The organism is Cellulosimicrobium sp. ES-005, from assembly GCF_040448685.1.
Classification (GTDB): Bacteria; Actinomycetota; Actinomycetes; order Actinomycetales; family Cellulomonadaceae; genus Cellulosimicrobium; species Cellulosimicrobium cellulans_G.
The window spans coordinates 2,746,523-2,763,813 of the sequence record NZ_CP159290.1 but is presented as its reverse complement, the minus strand read 5'-3'; the positions used below and the strand labels follow the sequence as shown (position 1 = coordinate 2,763,813).

17 protein-coding genes and 1 riboswitch are annotated in these 17,291 nt (G+C 74.3%); of the genes, 9 read left to right on the top strand and 8 right to left on the bottom strand.

The window, feature by feature from the left end; all coding sequences use genetic code 11:
- The first annotated feature begins 10 nt into the window (after positions 1 to 10).
- Positions 11 to 658, top strand: coding sequence for a transaldolase family protein (locus ABRQ22_RS12140; protein ID WP_353706918.1), 648 nt, complete (start codon positions 11 to 13; stop codon positions 656 to 658).
- A gap of 98 nt (positions 659 to 756) precedes the next feature.
- Here the strand turns inward: ABRQ22_RS12140 and ABRQ22_RS12135 are convergent, their stop codons facing one another.
- Genes ABRQ22_RS12135 through ABRQ22_RS12120 form a run of 4 tightly spaced genes read right to left on the bottom strand, consistent with a single transcriptional unit; the run spans position 757 to position 5,076 of the window.
- Complete coding sequence (locus ABRQ22_RS12135) at positions 757 to 1,926, bottom strand: family 1 glycosylhydrolase (protein ID WP_353706917.1); 1,170 nt, start codon at positions 1,924 to 1,926, stop codon at positions 757 to 759.
- A gap of 23 nt (positions 1,927 to 1,949) precedes the next feature.
- A complete protein-coding gene (locus tag ABRQ22_RS12130; protein ID WP_253051556.1) occupies positions 1,950 to 2,846 on the bottom strand; it encodes a carbohydrate ABC transporter permease in 897 nt (298 codons plus the stop codon).
- Between the two features lies 1 nt (position 2,847).
- Positions 2,848 to 3,771: a sugar ABC transporter permease gene (locus ABRQ22_RS12125; RefSeq protein WP_253051555.1), complete on the bottom strand. Its 924-nt coding sequence runs from the start codon at positions 3,769 to 3,771 to the stop codon at positions 2,848 to 2,850.
- A gap of 15 nt (positions 3,772 to 3,786) precedes the next feature.
- Complete coding sequence (locus ABRQ22_RS12120; protein ID WP_353706916.1) at positions 3,787 to 5,076, bottom strand: extracellular solute-binding protein; 1,290 nt, start codon at positions 5,074 to 5,076, stop codon at positions 3,787 to 3,789.
- 142 nt (positions 5,077 to 5,218) lie between these two features.
- Here ABRQ22_RS12120 and ABRQ22_RS12115 point away from each other — a divergent pair, with 142 nt between their 5' ends.
- The 3 genes from ABRQ22_RS12115 to ABRQ22_RS12105 all read left to right on the top strand — a co-directional run bounded on the left by ABRQ22_RS12115 (position 5,219) and on the right by ABRQ22_RS12105 (position 10,078).
- Positions 5,219 to 5,962: a TetR family transcriptional regulator gene (locus ABRQ22_RS12115; RefSeq protein WP_353706915.1), complete on the top strand. Its 744-nt coding sequence runs from the start codon at positions 5,219 to 5,221 to the stop codon at positions 5,960 to 5,962.
- Positions 5,959 to 9,396, top strand: a complete 3,438-nt coding sequence (locus tag ABRQ22_RS12110; RefSeq protein ID WP_353706914.1) for a hypothetical protein — start codon at positions 5,959 to 5,961, stop codon at positions 9,394 to 9,396. Before ABRQ22_RS12115 ends, ABRQ22_RS12110 begins: the two co-directional genes overlap by 4 nt.
- A 109-nt stretch (positions 9,397 to 9,505) precedes the next feature.
- A complete protein-coding gene (locus tag ABRQ22_RS12105; protein ID WP_353706913.1) occupies positions 9,506 to 10,078 on the top strand; it encodes a hypothetical protein in 573 nt (190 codons plus the stop codon).
- 15 nt (positions 10,079 to 10,093) lie between these two features.
- Here the strand turns inward: ABRQ22_RS12105 and ABRQ22_RS12100 are convergent, their stop codons facing one another.
- Entirely contained in the window at positions 10,094 to 11,212 is a 1,119-nt protein-coding gene (locus ABRQ22_RS12100) for a DUF1080 domain-containing protein (RefSeq protein WP_353706912.1), read from the bottom strand.
- Positions 11,213 to 11,356: 144 nt separating this feature from the next.
- Between ABRQ22_RS12100 and ABRQ22_RS12095 the strand changes: the two genes are divergently transcribed.
- Complete coding sequence (locus ABRQ22_RS12095) at positions 11,357 to 12,013, top strand: GntR family transcriptional regulator (protein ID WP_253051550.1); 657 nt, start codon at positions 11,357 to 11,359, stop codon at positions 12,011 to 12,013.
- Between the two features lie 37 nt (positions 12,014 to 12,050).
- On the opposite strand, the gene ABRQ22_RS12090 is transcribed toward ABRQ22_RS12095, so the two are convergent.
- Positions 12,051 to 12,488 carry a hypothetical protein gene (locus tag ABRQ22_RS12090; protein ID WP_253051549.1) on the bottom strand — a complete coding sequence of 146 codons (438 nt, stop codon included), beginning with the start codon at positions 12,486 to 12,488 and terminating at the stop codon, positions 12,051 to 12,053.
- A 198-nt stretch (positions 12,489 to 12,686) separates the two neighbouring features.
- On the bottom strand, positions 12,687 to 13,577 hold the full coding sequence (locus tag ABRQ22_RS12085) for a S1 family peptidase (protein ID WP_253051548.1): 891 nt from the start codon (positions 13,575 to 13,577) through the stop codon (positions 12,687 to 12,689).
- A 134-nt stretch (positions 13,578 to 13,711) separates the two neighbouring features.
- On the opposite strand from ABRQ22_RS12085, the gene ABRQ22_RS12080 reads away from it, so the two are divergent.
- From ABRQ22_RS12080 to ABRQ22_RS12065, 4 genes are all read left to right on the top strand, one after another.
- Positions 13,712 to 15,007: a hypothetical protein gene (locus ABRQ22_RS12080; RefSeq protein ID WP_353706911.1), complete on the top strand. Its 1,296-nt coding sequence runs from the start codon at positions 13,712 to 13,714 to the stop codon at positions 15,005 to 15,007.
- A 24-nt stretch (positions 15,008 to 15,031) separates the two neighbouring features.
- Positions 15,032 to 15,106: riboswitch (Fluoride riboswitch) on the top strand.
- Positions 15,107 to 15,148: 42 nt separating this feature from the next.
- On the top strand, positions 15,149 to 15,697 hold the full coding sequence (locus tag ABRQ22_RS12075; protein ID WP_353706910.1) for a universal stress protein: 549 nt from the start codon (positions 15,149 to 15,151) through the stop codon (positions 15,695 to 15,697).
- Positions 15,694 to 16,131: a CrcB family protein gene (locus ABRQ22_RS12070; RefSeq protein ID WP_353706909.1), complete on the top strand. Its 438-nt coding sequence runs from the start codon at positions 15,694 to 15,696 to the stop codon at positions 16,129 to 16,131. The genes ABRQ22_RS12075 and ABRQ22_RS12070 overlap by 4 nt, the downstream gene beginning before the upstream one ends.
- On the top strand, positions 16,128 to 16,505 hold the full coding sequence (locus tag ABRQ22_RS12065) for a CrcB family protein (protein WP_353706908.1): 378 nt from the start codon (positions 16,128 to 16,130) through the stop codon (positions 16,503 to 16,505). Before ABRQ22_RS12070 ends, ABRQ22_RS12065 begins: the two co-directional genes overlap by 4 nt.
- A gap of 72 nt (positions 16,506 to 16,577) precedes the next feature.
- On the opposite strand, the gene ABRQ22_RS12060 is transcribed toward ABRQ22_RS12065, so the two are convergent.
- Positions 16,578 to 17,183, bottom strand: a complete 606-nt coding sequence (locus tag ABRQ22_RS12060; RefSeq protein ID WP_353706907.1) for a flavodoxin family protein — start codon at positions 17,181 to 17,183, stop codon at positions 16,578 to 16,580.
- Positions 17,184 to 17,291 lie beyond the last annotated feature (108 nt).

The window sequence follows — 17,291 nt, the reverse complement described above, 5'->3', positions numbered from 1 at the left end:
GGGAGAACGCATGCTGTACATCGACTCCGCCGACCGCGACCAGGTCGAGCGGCTCCTCGCGACCGGCCTGTTCGCCGGCGTCACCACGAACCCGACGATCCTGCGCCGGGCGGGCCTCACCGTCGACGACGCCCCCGACGTCCACCGGTGGGCGCGCGCGGCCGGCGCGGGGACGGTGTTCCTCCAGGCCGTCGGCCCGGACGAGGCGGCGCTGGAGGCGCACGGCCGGGAGCTCGTCGGCCTCGGCCCGGACGTCGTCGTCAAGCTGCCCGCGACCCGCGACGGCCTCGCCGTCTCTCGCCGGCTGACGCGCGAGGGGGTGCCCGTGCTCGTCACGGCGGTCTACCACGCGTCCCAGGCGCTCCTCGCGGACGCGGCCGGTGCGGGCTGGATCGCGCCCTATGTCGGGCGGATGAGCGACCTGGGCCTCGACGGCGTCGAGCAGACGGTCGACCTCCACGCGACGTTGCGCGCGTCGGGCCAGGGGTGCCGGGTGCTCGCCGCGAGCCTGCGCGACACGACCCAGGTCGCGGCGCTCGCGGCCCGCGGGATCGAGGACTTCACGCTGTCCACCGCGCTCTGCGCGGCGCTCCTGGAGAACCCGGACACCGTCGCTGCGGCGGCGCAGTTCGAGACGGACGCCCGCGCGGCGGGGTGACGTCCTCCGGACGGACGACGACGCGGGGCGGGGACGATGTCCCCGCCCCGCGTCGTGACCTGCAGGAGGGTGCGGCGCGCGGCTCCGGCCGCGTCGCGTCAGTCGTCGAGCGAGACCGTGCCGCGGGCGACGCCGCCGAGCCAGGCGAGGCTGGGCTTGGGCGTGCGCTCGAAGGTCTCCGGGTCCCACGCGACGAGCCCGAACGTCGGGGCGTACGAGCCCCACTCGTAGTTGTCGAGCAGCGACCAGTGGAGGTAGCCGAGCAGCGGGAGGCCCGCCTCCATCTCGGCGTGCAGCGCGCGCAGGGCGTCGCGCGTGTAGTCGATGCGGCGCGCGTCGTCCGCCGTCGCGATGCCGTTCTCCGAGACGAGGACCGGCAGGCCGGTGAGCTCGTGCCCGAGGCGCGCGGCCTCCGCGATGGCGGCCGGGTAGTACTCCCACCCGGTGAGCGTCTTCTCCGAGTCCTCGGGGGCGGGCAGCGGCCCGTCCACGGTGATGCGCGTGCGCGTGTAGGCCTGGACGGCGACGAAGTCGTCGCCGCGCGAGGCCTCGAGGAAGACGGTCTCGCGCGGGTAGGCGTACTCGCGCAGGACCTCCTCGGCGCCGGGGTCGGCGAAGAACTGCTGCGGCGCGACGGGCCACCCGACGGGCACCCCGACGGTCCGCACGAGCTCCACGGCCCGGCGGTGCGCGGCGATGAGGTGCTCGGTCGCGACCGGGTCGGGCGCGTGCATCGTGCCGGCCTGGAGCTGCTCGGTGCCCTTGGCGGCCGTGATCATCATCGCGAGGATGTTCGGCTCGTTGATGGTGAACACGTGCGACGCGCGGTCGAGCAGCGGCAGCACGTGCTCGACGTACCGCGCGAACCGCTCGACGGACCGCGGGTCGGTCCAGCCGCCGTCCTCCGCGAACCAGCGCGGCGAGGTGAAGTGGTGCAGCGTGACGAGCGGCGTGACCCCGTGCTCGAGGCAGCAGTCGATCATGCGGCGGTAGTGGTCCAGCTCGGCCCGCGAGAAGCGACCCTCGGCCGGCTCGATGCGCGCCCACTCGATCGAGAACCGGTACGAGGTGAGCCCGGACTCGGCCAGCAGCCGGATGTCGTCGGCGTACCGGTGGTAGGAGTCGGCGGCGTCGCCCGACGGCTCGGCGAGGGTCGAGGCCGGGTCGACCTCGCGCGCCCACCAGTCGCTGTTGACGTTGTTGCCCTCGATCTGGTGGGCCGCCGTCGAGGCGCCCCAGACGAAGTTCTCGGGGAAGGTGATCGACACGGGCTCTCCTCGTCGGTCGCCGGTCACTTGATGCCGGTCATGGCGATGCCCTGCACGAAGTAGCGCTGCAGGAACAGGAACAGGATGAGGATCGGCGTCACGACGAGCACGGACCCGGCCATGAGGAGGCCGTAGTAGGTGCCGTTCGAGCCGACCGAGTACAGCGAGAGCGCGACCGGGAGGGTGTACATGTTCTCGGTCTGCGCCACGACCAGGGGCCACAGGAAGTTGTTCCACGACCCGAGGAACGTGAGGATGCTCAGCGTCGCGAGCGGCGGCCCGCACTGGGGCAGCACGATGCGGAAGAAGATCCGGAACTCGCCTGCGCCGTCGATCCGGGCGGCCTCGATGAGCGCGTCCGGGATGCCGAGCATGAACTGCCGCATGAGGAACACGCCGAGCGGTCCGGCGAGGAACGGCAGGATGAGTGCCGGGTAGGTGTTGACGAGCCCCATGTTGGACACGAGCACGAACATCGGCACGAGCGTGACGACGCCCGGGACCATGAGCGTGAGCATGACGAGGGCGAACAGCACCCGCTTGCCGGGGAAGCTCATCTTCGCCAGGGCGTAGCCGACCATCGAGCAGAACACGATGTTGCCGAGCACCACGGCGACGGCCACGACGATCGAGTTGGTGAAGTACTGCCCGTAGTTGAGCTGGGAGAGCCACCGCTCGTAGTTGTCGAGCGTGGGGTCCTGCGGCCACCACGTGATGGGGCGCTGGAGCAGCTCGCCCTGCGTCTTGAAGCTGCCGAGCGCCATCCAGATGAACGGCATGAGGGTCAGGAGCAGCCCGACGACGAGCGCCGTGTACGTGGCGCCGCGCGACCACCGGATCGGGCGCCGCGGGCGGCGCCGGGTGGTCGTGCCGGCGGTCCCGGGCGTCGCGGGGGTGGTCCGCGAGGACGTGACGGTCATGTCAATCCTCCTTCGACCGCAGCAGGCGGAACTGGACGGCGGCGAGCGCGGCGATCAGCGCGAAGAGCACGTACGCGGCTGCGGAGGCGAACGCGTAGTTGCCGTACCCGAACTGGTTGTAGACGTAGTAGCTGATGGTCAGCGTGGAGTTGACCGGGCCGCCCTTGGTCATGACGAACGGCTCCTCGAACACCTGGAGGAAGCCGACGGACAGCAGCACCGCGCCGAGCAGCAGGGTGGGGCGCATGAGCGGGACCGTGATGGAGCGGAACCGGCGCCACGAGCCGGCGCCGTCGACCTCGGCGGCCTCGTAGACGTCGCGCGGGATCGCCTGGAGCCCGGCGAGGAAGATGATCATGAGCGTGCCCATGTTGCGCCAGGCGGCCATGAGGATGATCGACGGCATGGCCCAGGTGCTGTCGTTGAGCCAGTCGGGACCGTCGATCCCGACCCAGCCGAGCACGGTGTTGACGAGGCCGGAGTCCTGGAGGATGAACCGCCACACGACGGCCACCGCGACGATCGACGTCACGACGGGCGTGTAGTAGCCGACGCGGAAGACGCTGCGGAACTTCTCGATGCCCGAGTTGAGGGCCACGGCCAGGGCGAGGCCGAGCACCATCGTCAGCGGGATGCCGACGAGGACGAAGTAGAAGGTGTTGAGCAGCGCCTTGCGGAAGAGCTCGTCCTGGAAGACACCGGTGAAGTTCTCGAGCCCGACGAAGTTCACCGCGAACGGCGTCTTGATGTCACGGATCGTGAGGTCCGAGAACGACATCCCGAACGACGCGAGCAGCGGCCCCAGCATGAAGACCGTGAAGACCGCGACGAACGGGAGCGCGAACAGCCAGGCGACGAGCGCTTGCCGTCGCCGGTGGACGGCGCCGGCCGTGCGCCGGCGCCGTCCCTCGGTGGTGGTGGTCATGACCGACGGGTCCTGTTACCAGCCGAGCCCGAGCGTGTCGGCCTTGGCCTGGATCGCCTTGGCGGCGTCCTCGGACGTGACCTGACCGTTCGCGACCTTCTCGGCCTCGGTCTCGATCGTCGCGGAGAGCTCGTCCCAGCTCGGCACGGTCGGCGGGGCGATCGTGTTCTCGAGCTGCTCCTGGAGCACCTGCGTGCGGGGGTTGGACGTCAGGGGCTCGTAGTCCCACGCGGTGGTGAGGGCGGGAAGGTCGCTCGTCGCGTCGAACCAGGCCTGCTGCGTCTCGGGCTGGGCGAGCCAGCGCACGAGCTTCCACGCGCCGTCGGGGTTCTTGGCCTCGGCGAAGACGCCGAGGTGCCCGCCGCCGATGTACGAGTCGTTGTTCGCGGAGCCCGCGGGCACCGGGACGGTCGCGACGTTCTGCTCGACCCAGTCCTCGCCCTGGAGGTCGGCGAGCACGTTGACCATCCACGGGCCGGAGATGAACGCCGGGTCCGAGCCGTCGACGAACGCGCTGTTCTGCGAGTCGCCGTAGCCGGACAGCGGGGACAGGCCCTCGGTGAAGAACGACGCGTAGTAGTCGAGCGCGTCGACCATCGCCTGGTTGTCGAGGTCGAACGCGTCGCCGGCCTCGTTGAGGACCGAGCCGCCGGCCTGCGAGTAGAACGGCAGGATGACCTGCGTGGAGTCCTCGGCGTCGCCCATGGGGAGCTGGAGGCCGAAGGTCGAGCCGTTGGCCTGCATCGCCTCGGCGAACGACGTGAGCTCCTCCCACGTCGTGGGCGCCTCGACCCCGGCCGCCTTGGCCAGGTCGGAGCGGTAGTACAGGACGCGGGTCTCGACGTACCACGGCACGCCGTACTCGACGCCGTCGGCGACGGTGGAGGCGGCAGCGCCCTCGACGAAGTCCGCGCTGTCGACGAGGCCGTCCGGGACGGGCGCGAGGCCGCCGGTGGCGACCATCGTCGGCATGAAGGACGAGCCGATCATGATCGCGTCGGGCACGGTGCCCGCGGCGACGGCGGTCTGGAACTTCGTCATGACGTCGGCCCACGGGATCGTGGTGACCTCGACGTTCGCGTCGGGGTTCTCGTCCGTGAAGCCCTGGACGAAGTCGGGCAGCTTCTCGCCCTCCTCACCCATCGCCCAGATCGTGATGTCACCCTTCGCGGGCGCGTCGTCCACCGTCGTGGTGGACCCGGCGTCGGTCTCGCCACCCGTCGACTCGTCGTCCGCACGACCGCACGCGGTCAGGGCCAGGAGTCCGACGACGCCGATGGCGACCGCCTTGCGTCCGAGCTTCATGAGCAATCCTCCTCATCGAGCAGTCGGCTCGTCTGGTGTGAGCCGCTGTGGAAACTACCTTAGCGTGCGCTCGGTTAGTATTTTCAACCGGGGCGTCCAGGCCGTACCGTTGGCGCCGAGAGACTGGGCGAAGGAGACGGTGATGAACGAGAGCGACTCCGCAGGTGGCGGCGCCACGACGGGGACGGCAGGGGGCGCGGGGGGCCGTGCGACGACGACGACCGGGACGCGTGGCACGACGGCGGCCGGCCTGCCCGACCGACGCATCGTCCGGGGCGAGCAGCGCCGTCGCGAGATCCTGCGCACGGCCGTCGAGGTGTTCGGCGAGCAGGGCTTCCGCGGCAGCTCGCTGCGCGAGATCGCGGCGCGCGTCGGCATCTCCGAGGCCGGGCTCCTGCACCACTTCGGCAGCAAGGCGGGCCTCCTGACGGCGACGCTCGAGGAGCGCGACCGGCGCGACCTCGTGCGACGCACCGAGGACGAGGCCGCGGGCGCCGACCTCCTGACGACCATCCGCGACCAGGTCCGGCGCAACGCCGAGACGCCGGGTCTCGTCTCGCTGCACGTCGTGGTCGCCGCCGAGGCGACGGACGCCGCCCACCCGGCCCACGACGTCGTGCGCGACCGCTACCGCGCCTTGCGCCACCAGGACGACACGCGCTTCCAGGACGCCGTCGCGCGCGGCGAGCTGCGCCCCGAGGTCGACCCGCAGGCGATCGGCCAGCTCTTCTCCGCCGTCATGGACGGCCTGCAGCTCCAGTGGCTGCTGGACCCCGACAACGTCGACATGGTCGCCCTCTTCGACCAGTTCCTCGCGCTGCTGCGCCCCGAGGGCACGACCCCCGCAGCACCCGAGACCCGCACCACCGAGCAGGAGACCGCGTGACCCTCACCGCCAGCCCCGCACGCACGACCCCCCTCGCGGGAGCGACGCTCGCCTCGGGCGAGCTGACCGTCGAGCTCACCGGCGGGGGTGACGTGCGCACCGTGAGCACGGGCGGCCTGCTCGTCAACCAGTACCTGCCGGGCGAGCACGACCGCATGCCCGGCGGTGTCCTGCTGCGCGCGACCCGCGCGGACGGCGGCGTCGAGGTCGCCCGGCTCACCGGGTCGGCGCCCGCGGTGACGTCGGTCGAGGTCGGCACCGACCGGGTCGTGTGGTCGGGCGAGGCGCTCGGGCTCGCCACGCGCGTCGCGCTGACGCTCGACGGACGCACGCTCGTCTGGCGCGTCGACCTCACGGCCGGCGCGAGCACGCCCGCGGACGCGCGCTACGACGTCGTGCACGCGCAGGACCTCGCCCTCGCGCCGCCCGCGGCGGCGCTGTCGAGCGAGCCGTACGTGTGCCAGTACCTGCTGCACCGCGCGTTGGAGCACCCCGACGCGGGCACCGTGCTCGTCAGCCGGCAGACCATGTCCGCCCAGCCGCGCCTCCCGCTCGCCGTCGCGTTCCTCGTCGAGGGCGCCGTCGCGCACCTCACGGACTCGCTCCAGGTCTTCACGGCCCGGACCCGGCGCGACGGCGTCCCGCACGGCCTGCTCGGTCCCGTGGACTCCGGCGTGCTCCAGTACGAGTACGCGATGCCGACCCTCGTCTCGCGTCCGCTCGACCTGTCCGGCGGGACGGCCCGCGTGCACGCGGTGACCGTCGTCGACCCCGACGCGCCGGGCCCGCTCGCCGCGCACCTCGACGAGGTGGCCGGCTGGGCGGCGGCCGCGGTCGCCGCCGCCGCCGACGAGCGCGCGACCACCCCGCTGCCGCGGACCGGGTCCGTGCTGCGCGACGCGCCGCTCCTCGCGGGCGACGAGCTCGACGAGGCCGGGCTGCTCGCCGCCGTCGGGCTCGGCGCCGACGACGTGCTCCTGCCCGAGCGCGACGCCGACGGCACGCTGCTGTCGTTCTTCACCGCGGACGGGACGCACGTCGTGGACGCGCGCAAGGACACCGTGACCGAGCGCTCGCACGGGCACGTGCTCAAGGCGGGCGACGACGTGCTGCCCACGGACGACGTGCTCTCCACGACGGCGTTCGCGCCGGGCGTCTTCGCGTCGCACGTCGTGCTCGGCAACACCACGGCGAACCGCCTCGCGACCGTGCACCGGCACCACCTCAACCTGCTCCGCAGCAGCGGGCTGCGGGTCCTCGTCGACGACGGCCGCGGCCCCCGGCTGCTCGGGCTCCCCTCGGCGCTCGTCCTCGACGTCGGCGGCGTCCGCTGGGTCTACGAGACGCCGCTCGGCCGCGTGGACGTGCGGACCGTCGCGCACGACCGCGAGAACCGCATCGACGTGGACGTGCGCTGCGACCGGCCGCTGCACGTCACCGCGACGCTCGAGCTCGACGACGAGGCGGGCGGCTGGGTCGTCGAGCACGTGGCCCCGACGGCGGACGCGGGCGAGGCCGTCGTCGTGCACCCCGTCCCGGGCGGCGACGTCGACGCGCACTACCCCGACCTGCGGTACGTCGTGTCGTCGAGCGCGTCCGTCGTGCTCGACCCCGAGCACCCGGCGGGCGCCCCTGCCGGGACCGCGCACCGCCTCACGAGCGCGACCGACACCGGTGCGCTCCGGCTCGCGATCACCGGATCGCTGGACGGGGCCGACGCCGCGCTCGCGCTCGCCGCGCCGGCGCACGACCCGCTCACCGACGTCGACGCGACCCTCGCGGGCCACCTCGCGACCGTCCGCGGGGTCGTGCGCGGCCTGCGGTTCGCGCCCCACGCGGAGCTGGAGACGCAGGAGCTCGACCTGCTCGTGCCCTGGTACGCGCACGACGCCCTGATCCACTTCCTCGTCCCGCACGGCCTGGAGCAGTACTCGGGCGCCGCGTGGGGCACGCGCGACGTGTGCCAGGGACCGTTCGAGCTCGCGCTCGCGGGCGGGCGGCACGACGTCGCGCGCGCGATCGTGCTGCGCGTCCTCGCGCACCAGCACACGTGGGGCGAGTTCCCGCAGTGGTTCATGTTCGACGCCTACGGCGAGCGCTACAACGACTCGTCGCACGGCGACGTCGTCGTGTGGCCGCTGTTCGCGCTCGCGCAGTACCTCGACGCGAGCGGCGACCTCGCCGTGCTCGACGAGCCGGTCCCGTTCTGGGACCACGCGCACCGGCGCCCGGCCGCGTCCGGGCCCGACGCCGCGGCGACCGTGCGCGACCACGTCGCGCGCCTGCTCGACCACCTCGACCGCGACCGCCTGCCCGGCACCGCCCTGCCCGCGTACGGCGAGGGCGACTGGGACGACACGCTCCAGCCCGCCGACCCGCGCATGCGCACGGACCTCGCGTCCACGTGGACGTCCGCGCTGCTCGTGCAGGCCGCCGAGCTGCTCGCCCGCACCACGTCCGGCGGCGACGACCACGCCGCGCTCTCGCAGCGCGCGGGGGCACTGGCCGCCGAGGTCCGCGCCGACCTGCGCGAGCGCGCGCTCGTCGACGGCGTCATGGCCGGGTACGTGCGGCACGGGTCCGACGGCGACGAGCTCGTGATCCACCCGTCCGACACGGTCTCCGGGATGCGGTATCGCCTCATCCCCATGACGCAGTCGATCATCGCGGGCATCCTCACGCCCGAGGAGGCGGAGCAGCACGAGCGCCTCGTGGTCGAGCACCTCCACTTCCCCGACGGCGTGCGCCTCATGGACCACCCCGCCGCGTTCGACGAGGGCGTCCCGCACACGTTCCTGCGGGCCGAGCAGGCCGCGAACGTCGGCCGCGAGATCGGGCTCATGTACGTGCACGCGCACATCCGCTACGTCGAGGCGCTCGCGGCCCTGGGCCGCGGCCGCGCGCTCGACGAGCTGCTGCGCATCAGCCCCGTCGACCTGGGCAGCCGCCTCGCGCACGCCGCGCCGCGCCAGCGCAACGCGTACTTCTCGTCGAGCGACGCCGACTTCCCGGACCGCCAGAGCTTCGCGCGCGACTTCGACCGGCTGCGCGACGGGACCGTGGGCGTCCGCGGTGGCTGGCGCGTGTACTCCAGCGGGCCGGGCATCTACCTGCGTCAGCTCGTCCAGGGCGTGCTCGGCCTCACGGAGCGCTCGGGGTCGTCCGGCGCGCTCGTCGTCGACCCCGTGCTGCCCGCGGCGGCCGACGGCCTCGCCGTCGACCTCGAGCTCGCCGGACGGACGCGCCGGGTCGTCTACCGGGTCGTCGAGCCGGGCGAGCGCGTGCGGGTGCGCGCGGGGTCCGACCTCGGCACGCTCGCCGACGTCACCACGACCCCGCGGGCGGGCGACTACCGCGAGCGGGGCGTCGTCGTCGCGACGGGCGACCTGGGTGACGCGGGGCTCGTCGAGATCACGGTGCCCGCGGGCTCGTAGGCCGCGAGATCTCGCCGTCCCGAGCCGTTCCCCGCGCGGGGGCCGGAGGCGCTAGCCTTCGGACCACGCCGCCGTCGGGACGGCGTCACCCGCGACGAAGGAACACGCCGTGAGCCAGCCTCCGTACCAGCAGCACCCGGGCGGCGACGCCCAGCAGCCCCCGCAGGCCCCCGGGCCGTACGGGCAGGGCCAGCCCGCCTACGGGCAGCCGGCCGCTCCCGGTCCCTACGGGGCGCCGGCGCCGTACGGCCAGGGCCAGCCCGCGTACGGACAGCCCGCGCCGCCCGAGCAGCACCAGCCGGCCTACGGGCAGATGGCGCCGCAGGCTCCTCCCGTGGCGCCGTACCCGCCGCAGGGCCAGCAGCCCTACGGGGCGCCGTACCCGCCGCAGGGTCAGCAGCCGTACGGCGCGCCCTACGGCCAGCCCGGCTACGGCGCGTACGCGCCCGCCGGCCCGCAGCCGATGACGTGGCGCACGATCCTCGCGTACGTGTTCAGCCCGATCGCGGTGTTCTTCCTGCCGATCGTGTTCGGCGTGCTCGCGATCGTCTTCTCGGCGATCGCGGTCCGCCGGAACGAGAAGACGGCGAAGATCGCGCTCGGGGTCGCGATCGCGTGCACCGCGGTGGGCTTCATCCTGGGCGCGATCAGCGGCTACCAGGCGGCCAGCCAGTACTTCTGACGCCGCCCGCCCTGCTCAGCCGCAGTCGACCCCGGCGTACGGCGTCTCGACGACGACCGGGCCGTCGTCGGTCGCCACCGTCAGCGTGGCCGTGCCCGCCTCGACCGACGCGGCCCGCGTGCTGAACGCCTGGTAAGCGTTGCGGCCAGGCCGGACGTCGGCGAACGAGCGCTCGCCCGCGGCTGCGCCGAGGGTGAGGTCCACGCCGTCCTCCCCGACGTTCAGCGCTCGCACGGCGACGTGCGCCGTCCCGGCCAGGCACCGCGCGTCCACCTCGACGTGGACGGGCGGGAGCTCGCGGACGCGCACGTCGCGGTAGGCGACGACGTCGGGCGCGGACCCGTGCGCCTGCAGGCCGACGTACCCGACGAGGCCCCGGCTGCTCGAGTCCGGGTCGAGCGGGCGGTCGGGGAACGGGACGCCGGGCAGGTTCTCGTACTCGTTGATGACGACCCCGTCGCGGATCACCGTGTAGTGCTGCCCGACGACGCGCACCTCCAGCTCGTTCCACGTGCCCTTCGCGGTGGGTCGGGCGCGGTCGAGCCCGATGTCGGCGAACCCGTAGACCGAGCCCGTCTTGCGCGGGTCGTTCGACCCTCCCTCGGGCGAGTCGTTCACCTGGATCTCGTGGCCGCAGTTCACGGCGATCCAGGAGAGGTTGCCGGTCTCGTTGCCGTTGAACGTCGTCGGGCACCCCTCGACCGGCCCGGAGAGGTCCGGGAACCGGACCTGGACGCCGCTGTTGGCGCGCGCGTCGTCGGGCGCGTCGTCGCGGAACTGCACGACGAGCGAGAAGTCGCCGTACTGCCGCACCGGGTACCAGAGCGTCCCGAACCCGCCGCCCGCGCCCGCCCGGGAGCGGATCGTGCCGTCGTCGAGCAGGTCGAACCCGCCGTCGCCCGCGTACTCCCAGGCCGCGAACGACTCGGCGGTGCCGTCGAAGATCACGTCGTACCCGTCGTCGGGCGCCGCGGCCACGGCCGTCGTGGTCTCCTGCGCCGTGGTCCTCTGGGCCGCGGGCACGACCGCCGCGGCCGGCGCCGCGAGCGCGACCCCGACGGCGAGCGCGGCCGCCCCGGCGAGGCGGACGCGGTGCGCCCGACGGAGGACGGGGGGACGGGTGGTGCTCGACATCGGAACTCCCTCGTTCGACGCGTGTCCCTCCACCCTCGCACGGATGCCGGGCGCTCTCCACGGCACGGGGAGCGAGCGCGCACCCGGGGCCGCGCCCCGTGCGCACCCGCGTGCGCGCGTCGGGCGCGGTGGGAGAATCGACCGGTGTCCGGAGCCGAGGAGCGAGTGCTGGAGTCCGCCCGGGTCGCGGCGACGCTGCGCGACGAGATCCTGGACGGGGTGCGACGCCCGGGGTCCCGGCTGGTCGAGCGGGACCTGGCGGCCGACTTCGGCGTGAGCCGCATCCCCGTGCGCGACGCGCTCAAGGCGCTCGAGGGGGAGGGGCTCGTCGTGCTGCGGCCGCACACGTGGGCCGTCGTCCGGGAGTTCTCCGACGCGGACCTCGCCGACCTCGACGAGGTGCGCGAGGTCCTGGAACCGCTGGCGTTCCGTCTCGCCGCCGAGCGGCACGGCGCGGAGGGCCTGGACCGGCTCCGACGCGCCCTCGCGCGAGAGCAGGAGGGCGCGCGCACCGCCGACAGCATCGGGTCGCGCCGGTCCGCGGCGGACTTCCACGAGATCGTGACCGAGCTCGCGGACAACCGGCTCCTGCGGGACATGATGCAGGGCATCCGCAGCCGCGTGCGGTGGGCGTTGTCGCAGCACGACGACCTCGCGCACGTGACCGAGGAGCACGCGGAGCTGTTCGAGGCGGTCGCGGCGCGGGACGGCGAGCGGGCGGCGGCGCTGGCGGAGGCGCACGTCGACAGCAGCCGGCGCGAGCGCGCTGCGCACGTCGCGGCCCTGCGCTCGGGGGGCTGACGGGCCCGTCGACGGGACCGTGGGCTCGGCCCGGGGCTCAGACGGGGCCGACGGTCCCGTCGTGCGACGTGGCCGGCCGGGCGGGGATCTCGGTCGCCTTCTGCCACGACCCGACGAGCCGCCCGTCGCTCGTCTCGAGCCGGAACGGCGCGAGCGGCAGGTTGCCCGCGCGGCGGCGAGCGCGGAGCACGTCGATCGCGTCCTCGTCGCTGTCGGCGCCGAACGGTTCGCCGCGGCGCGCGCCGGTGGCGGTGACCACGCGGTAGCGGGTCATGCTGTCGTCGTCGTGGTGCACCTCGTCGGCGAGCGCGGCGACCTCCTTGGCGACCTCGAGGTTCGGCAGCGCGACCCAGGTGCGCTCCGGCCCGTCGAGCGTCCAGCCGTCGGTCTCGTCGCGCCGGATCACGTACTCGCGCGACGCGCTGCGGGCGCGCCACGTCGCGTCGTCTTCGGCAGTCCAGGTGAGTGTGTTCATGAGCGCTGGTGCGGGTCGGACGGCGGTCCGGTCTCTCGTCGGTCGAGCGGTAGTTCCCCCTGTCCGTCGTCCGGTGACCCACCCGCAGCGTACGCTGCCCGCCCCGCGGGCGTGTCCACCCTGGGGAGGAGATCACCCGTCGCGCAGGTCACACGCCGTCCGTCGCACGGACGACCCGCCGCGGCGGGGTGGCCGGTGTCAGGAGCCGAGCGGGGCGACGGGCGCCCGCCAGTCCGTGCCGACCGGGATGTTCTTCACGGGTACCGCCAAGGCGTCGCCGCCGCCGAGCCACGGCATCCCCGGCGCGAGGGTGCCGAAGCCGGGGCGGCCCTGCGACGGCCCGAACGCGGGGAGGTGCGCGCCGTAGATCGCCAGGGTCTCCTGGATGGGCCGGTAGCACCCGGTCCGGGTGCTCGGGTCGTACGCCTGGATCGTGCCGAGCGCGCGCAGGCCGGTGGCGTCCGAGCGCCAGACCGGGGCGCCCGCGTCGCCGAGGTCGGTGCGCATGTCCGTGCAGAGCAGCGTCATCCCGCGGAACATGACCGCCCCGGTGATCCGGCCCTCGGTCCAGCCGGTCCCGATCCCCATCTTGCCCACGAGCATCCCCCGCGTCTGCGCCGCGGACGCGGTCCATCCCACGACGCGGCCGTCGCCCGGCGTCCTCCCCGTGAGCGGGTCGCGGACGATCTGGTACGCGTCGTCCCCCGGGACCTCGCGCACGAGAGCGTTCCCGTCGGGGTAGTTCTGGGAGAACGTCCACCCGTAGAGGCGGTCGCTGCCTCGCACGGACGAGAAGATCACCGAGCAGGCTCGCGGGCCGAGGAGGAAGGTCCCGCTGTCACCGGCGACGGCGTAACCGCCGGTGCAGGCACCCTCGTAGCCCCCGGACGCCGTCCCGCCGTTGCTGAAGATCATGGGGTCGCCGGGTCGGAAGACGTACCCCCCGGCCGGCGTGGCAGTGACCCCCGCGGCGGTGGTGACCGTGCTTCCGCTCGCCGCGCCGACGTCCTGCCCGAGCGCCGTCGCGGTGCCCAGGCCGAGCGCCAGGGCACAGATCGTGGCGAGCGTCACGCACAGTCGTCTCCTCATGGACCGATCCTGGCGCCCCGACGGTCCTCTTGCCAGGGGTGGCACCCGTGCGTCGTGGGCCGCGGGGGCTGGTACGCCCGCGCGAGCGACTCCGCTACCCTGCACGAGCCGCCTGCGACGAGAGGACCCGTCCGATGTCCCACCCCACCGACCCGAACCACCCGGTCGACGACCACACCGTCATGCGGCCGCCGCGACGGTACGGGGACGACGGCGGGACGGGCTCGGCCGGACCGGGGCCGTCCGCGCCCGGCTACGGGTACCCCCACGCCCAGGCGCCCTACGACACCGACCCCTACGGCACGGGAGGACGCCGCGCGCCGGGCGGGCCCGGCGACCCCCACGCGACGCTCCCGCCCGCGGACACGGGGGCGACCTGGCCGCCCGCGGGAACCGCGCCCGGGTACGCGCCGCCGCCCGGCGCTCCGTACGGCACCTCGACGGCCCCGTACGGCGCCCCGACGACCCCGTACCCGGGCCCGTCGGGCCACGCCTACGGCGCGCCGGACGACGCGACGGTCGTGCCGGGCCCGCCCGCCCCGCCGTCGGACCCCTACGGCTTCTCCCCGTACACGACGCCGCCCGGTCGCGGCTCGCGGAAGTGGCTCGTGCCCGTCCTCGCGGGCGTGGGCGCGTTCGTGCTCGTCGCGGGCGGCCTCGGCGTGTGGCTCGCGGTGCGCGACGACGCGTCGCCCGCCCCGGAACCGACGACCGCCGAGCAGGCGCCCGCGACGGAGGCCCCGGCGGAGCCGGAGGAGACCGACGAGCCGGAGGCCACCGAGGAGCCGGTGGACACCGACGTCACGGACGACGAGCCGTGGCTCGAGCAGCAGTACCGCGCGGGCGCGGAGATGGACCCGGAGTCGGGCCCGGCGCTCGCGCCGATGTCGTGGGACTACTTCTCCGACAACGACTACCTCGTCAACGAGGACCGCATCGCGCTCGTGGCGCGGCGGGACTTCGCGTGCGACGACCTGCCCGCGATCCCCGCCATCGAGGCGATCGCGGGCTCGTGCCAGGCCGGGTTCGAGGCCCGCGTCGTGTCGGACGACGGCCCGACCCTCGCGCTCGACCTGGTCCTGGTGGACGTCGGGTCGGAGGAGGAGGCCGAGCGCATCGCCGCGGCCTTCAACGCCGCGCCGGAGGGCGACCCCCTCGCCGACACCTCGGGACCTGCGCACCCGACCCTCGCCGCCGCGGTGCCGCAGCCGGGGTTCCAGGGCACGTACGCGCTGCTCGACGACGGGGACTCGCCCGGGGTCATGTTCAACACCGGGACCGTCGTCATGATGTACCGGCTCGGCATCGACGACGGGCTGGAGCGCGACCAGATCCTGCCCGTGGCGCAGGCCGTCGGGTTCGTCATCACGGACCACGAGCTCGCCAAGTCGTTCGGCGAGAAGAAGTGGCTGGACACCAAGGCCGGCTGAGCGCTCGGCGGCCGGGCTGGTTACCCTGGGGGCGGTGATGGATCCCGCCGGGGCGTAGCCGCCCGAACCGCCGCCAGGGCTGATGGTTCCTGCCTCGTCGCACGTCGGCGGGCAGGGTGCTGCCCGCGGGAAGAGGTCCGCATGAGAGCCAGACCCGTGCCCCAGCCCGCGCTCGACCGCATGGTCCCGTTCGCAGGACACCCCGTCGTCGTCGGTGTGGCCCCCGGCGGGGACCCGCTCGTGGTCCGCACGGCCGCGGCCTGGGCGGACGCCGCCGGGTCCCGCGTGGTCGCCGGGTACGCCGACACCTCGCGCCACGTGGTCGCGGAGCACCCCGACGGCTCGGTGACGCACGCGCCGCTCGACCCGGACTCCGCCGACGACTCCTGGCAGGAGGTCGAGGCCCGGCTGCGGGCCGAGGCCGAGGAAGCGCTGCGGGGCACGGGCGTGGCGTGGGAGCTGCGCTACCTCGCGGGTCGCCCCGACCGCGCGCTGACGCACCTCGCGCGGGCGGTCGACGCCGCGGTGATCGTCGTCGGGACGCGCGCGCCCGGGTCGACCGCCCACCTGCGCGAGCTCGTCGAGGGGTCCGTCGCCGCGCACCTCGCCCACCACCAGCACCGGCCGGTGCTCACGGTCCCGCTCGCGGTCGTGGACTGGAAGGAGCTCCGCACGCCGTGGGAGAAGTGAGACGACGGACGCCGCTCCTCGCGCTCGCGGGCCTCGTCGCGGCCGGGGGAGCGGTCGGCACGACGGCGCGCGCGCTCCTCGAGCAGGCGTTCGCCCCGGCGCCCGGGTCGTGGCCGTGGACGACGTTCTGGATCAACCTCGCCGGGTCGTTCGTGCTCGGCGCGCTGCTCGAGACGCTGCTCCGCTCGGGACCGGACGCCGGGTGGCGGCGGGGCGTGCGGCTCGGCTGCGGGACCGGCGTGCTCGGCGGGTTCACGACGTACTCGACGTTCGCCGTCGAGGTCGAGCGGCTGGCGAGCGGGGGGCACGCCGCGCTCGGCGCGGCGTACGCGCTGGGGAGCGTCGCGCTCGGCGTCGCGGCCGCGGCAGGCGGGATCGCGCTCGCCGCCGTGGCCCGACGGCGGCTGGTCGCCCGGGGCGGTGGGGCGCGGTGACGGGCGTCCCCGAGCTGGTGCTCGTCGCCCTCGCCGGCGGGCTCGGCGCGGCGTCGCGGTTCCTGCTGGACACGCTCGTGGCCCGGCACAACCGGTGGTCGACGCCGCTCGGCACGGTCGTCGTGAACGTCAGCGCGTGCTTCCTGCTGGGGCTGCTCACGGGCTGGGGCGTGACGCACCCGGGCCACGGCGACGTCGCGGCGGTGCTCGGGGTCGGCTTCCTGGGCGGCTACTCGACGTTCTCGACGGCGTCGGTCGAGGGCGCGCGCCTGCTGCTCGCGGGCCGCGGTGCCGTCGCGCTGCTGCACGCGCTCGGGATGCTCGCCGTGTGCCTCGCGGCCGCGGTGGCGGGGATCGCGGCCGGGGGTGCGTGAGCGGGCGTGATCGATGCGACGCACCGCCGGCTCGCGGCGATCAAGCGCATCGCGGAGTCGTAGGCCGGGCGATCACGACCCCGGGGCGGGGACGGGGTGCTCCTGGAGCGCCGTCGCGACCGCGTGCAGGTTGTGCGCCATGAGGCGGCCCGTCTCTCGCGCCCACTCGTGGCCGTGGCCGGTCTGCACGTAGTCCGGGCCCGGGCCGGGACCCTGGTTCCAGTAGGTCCAGGCCTGGCCGGGGATCGTGTAGCCGATGTCGGCGAGCGCGCCGCTGACCTCCGAGATGACGTGGTGCGCGCCGTCCTCGTTGCCCGTCACCACCACGCCCGCCACCCGGTTGTAGGCGACCGGCGCGCCGTCGGGCCCGTCCTCGGAGAGCATCGCGTCCATGCGCTCGAGCATGCGCTGGGCGACCGACGACGGGCGGCCCAGCCACGTGGGCGTGAGGACGACGAGGATCTGCGACGCCAGCAGCCGCTCGTGCACGCGCGGCCAGTCGTCGCCCGCACCGGCGTCGGTGACGACGCCCGGCAGGACGTCGAGGTCGACGAGCCGCACGTGCTCGACCTCGACGCCGCGGTTCTGCAGCGCCTCGGCGACCACCCGCCCGAGCGCCTCGGTGTTGGACGGCTCCGGGGACTTCTTGAGCGTGCAGCTCACGAACAGCGCCTTCATGGGTCCTCCCGTGTCGCCGGGCAGGGCGACGGTGTCCTCGTGCCTCCGCCCGGACGGCTGACGGCGGGTGGCTTCACCGTCCCGTCCAGCGTCACGGGGCCCCGGCCC

What these genes read in the sequence shown, in the direction of transcription:
- ABRQ22_RS12140 (WP_353706918.1), top strand. Translation starts at nt 11, where the DNA reads ATGCTGTACATCGACTCCGCCGACCGCGACCAGGTCGAGCGGCTCCTC.
- ABRQ22_RS12130 (WP_253051556.1), bottom strand. Translation starts at nt 2,846, where the DNA reads ATGACCGTCACGTCCTCGCGGACCACCCCCGCGACGCCCGGGACCGCC.
- ABRQ22_RS12125 (WP_253051555.1), bottom strand. Translation starts at nt 3,771, where the DNA reads ATGACCACCACCACCGAGGGACGGCGCCGGCGCACGGCCGGCGCCGTC.
- ABRQ22_RS12120 (WP_353706916.1), bottom strand. Translation starts at nt 5,076, where the DNA reads ATGAAGCTCGGACGCAAGGCGGTCGCCATCGGCGTCGTCGGACTCCTG.
- ABRQ22_RS12115 (WP_353706915.1), top strand. Translation starts at nt 5,219, where the DNA reads ATGAACGAGAGCGACTCCGCAGGTGGCGGCGCCACGACGGGGACGGCA.
- ABRQ22_RS12100 (WP_353706912.1), bottom strand. Translation starts at nt 11,212, where the DNA reads ATGTCGAGCACCACCCGTCCCCCCGTCCTCCGTCGGGCGCACCGCGTC.
- ABRQ22_RS12090 (WP_253051549.1), bottom strand. Translation starts at nt 12,488, where the DNA reads ATGAACACACTCACCTGGACTGCCGAAGACGACGCGACGTGGCGCGCC.
- ABRQ22_RS12085 (WP_253051548.1), bottom strand. Translation starts at nt 13,577, where the DNA reads ATGAGGAGACGACTGTGCGTGACGCTCGCCACGATCTGTGCCCTGGCG.
- ABRQ22_RS12080 (WP_353706911.1), top strand. Translation starts at nt 13,712, where the DNA reads ATGTCCCACCCCACCGACCCGAACCACCCGGTCGACGACCACACCGTC.
- ABRQ22_RS12075 (WP_353706910.1), top strand. Translation starts at nt 15,149, where the DNA reads ATGAGAGCCAGACCCGTGCCCCAGCCCGCGCTCGACCGCATGGTCCCG.
- ABRQ22_RS12060 (WP_353706907.1), bottom strand. Translation starts at nt 17,183, where the DNA reads ATGAAGGCGCTGTTCGTGAGCTGCACGCTCAAGAAGTCCCCGGAGCCG.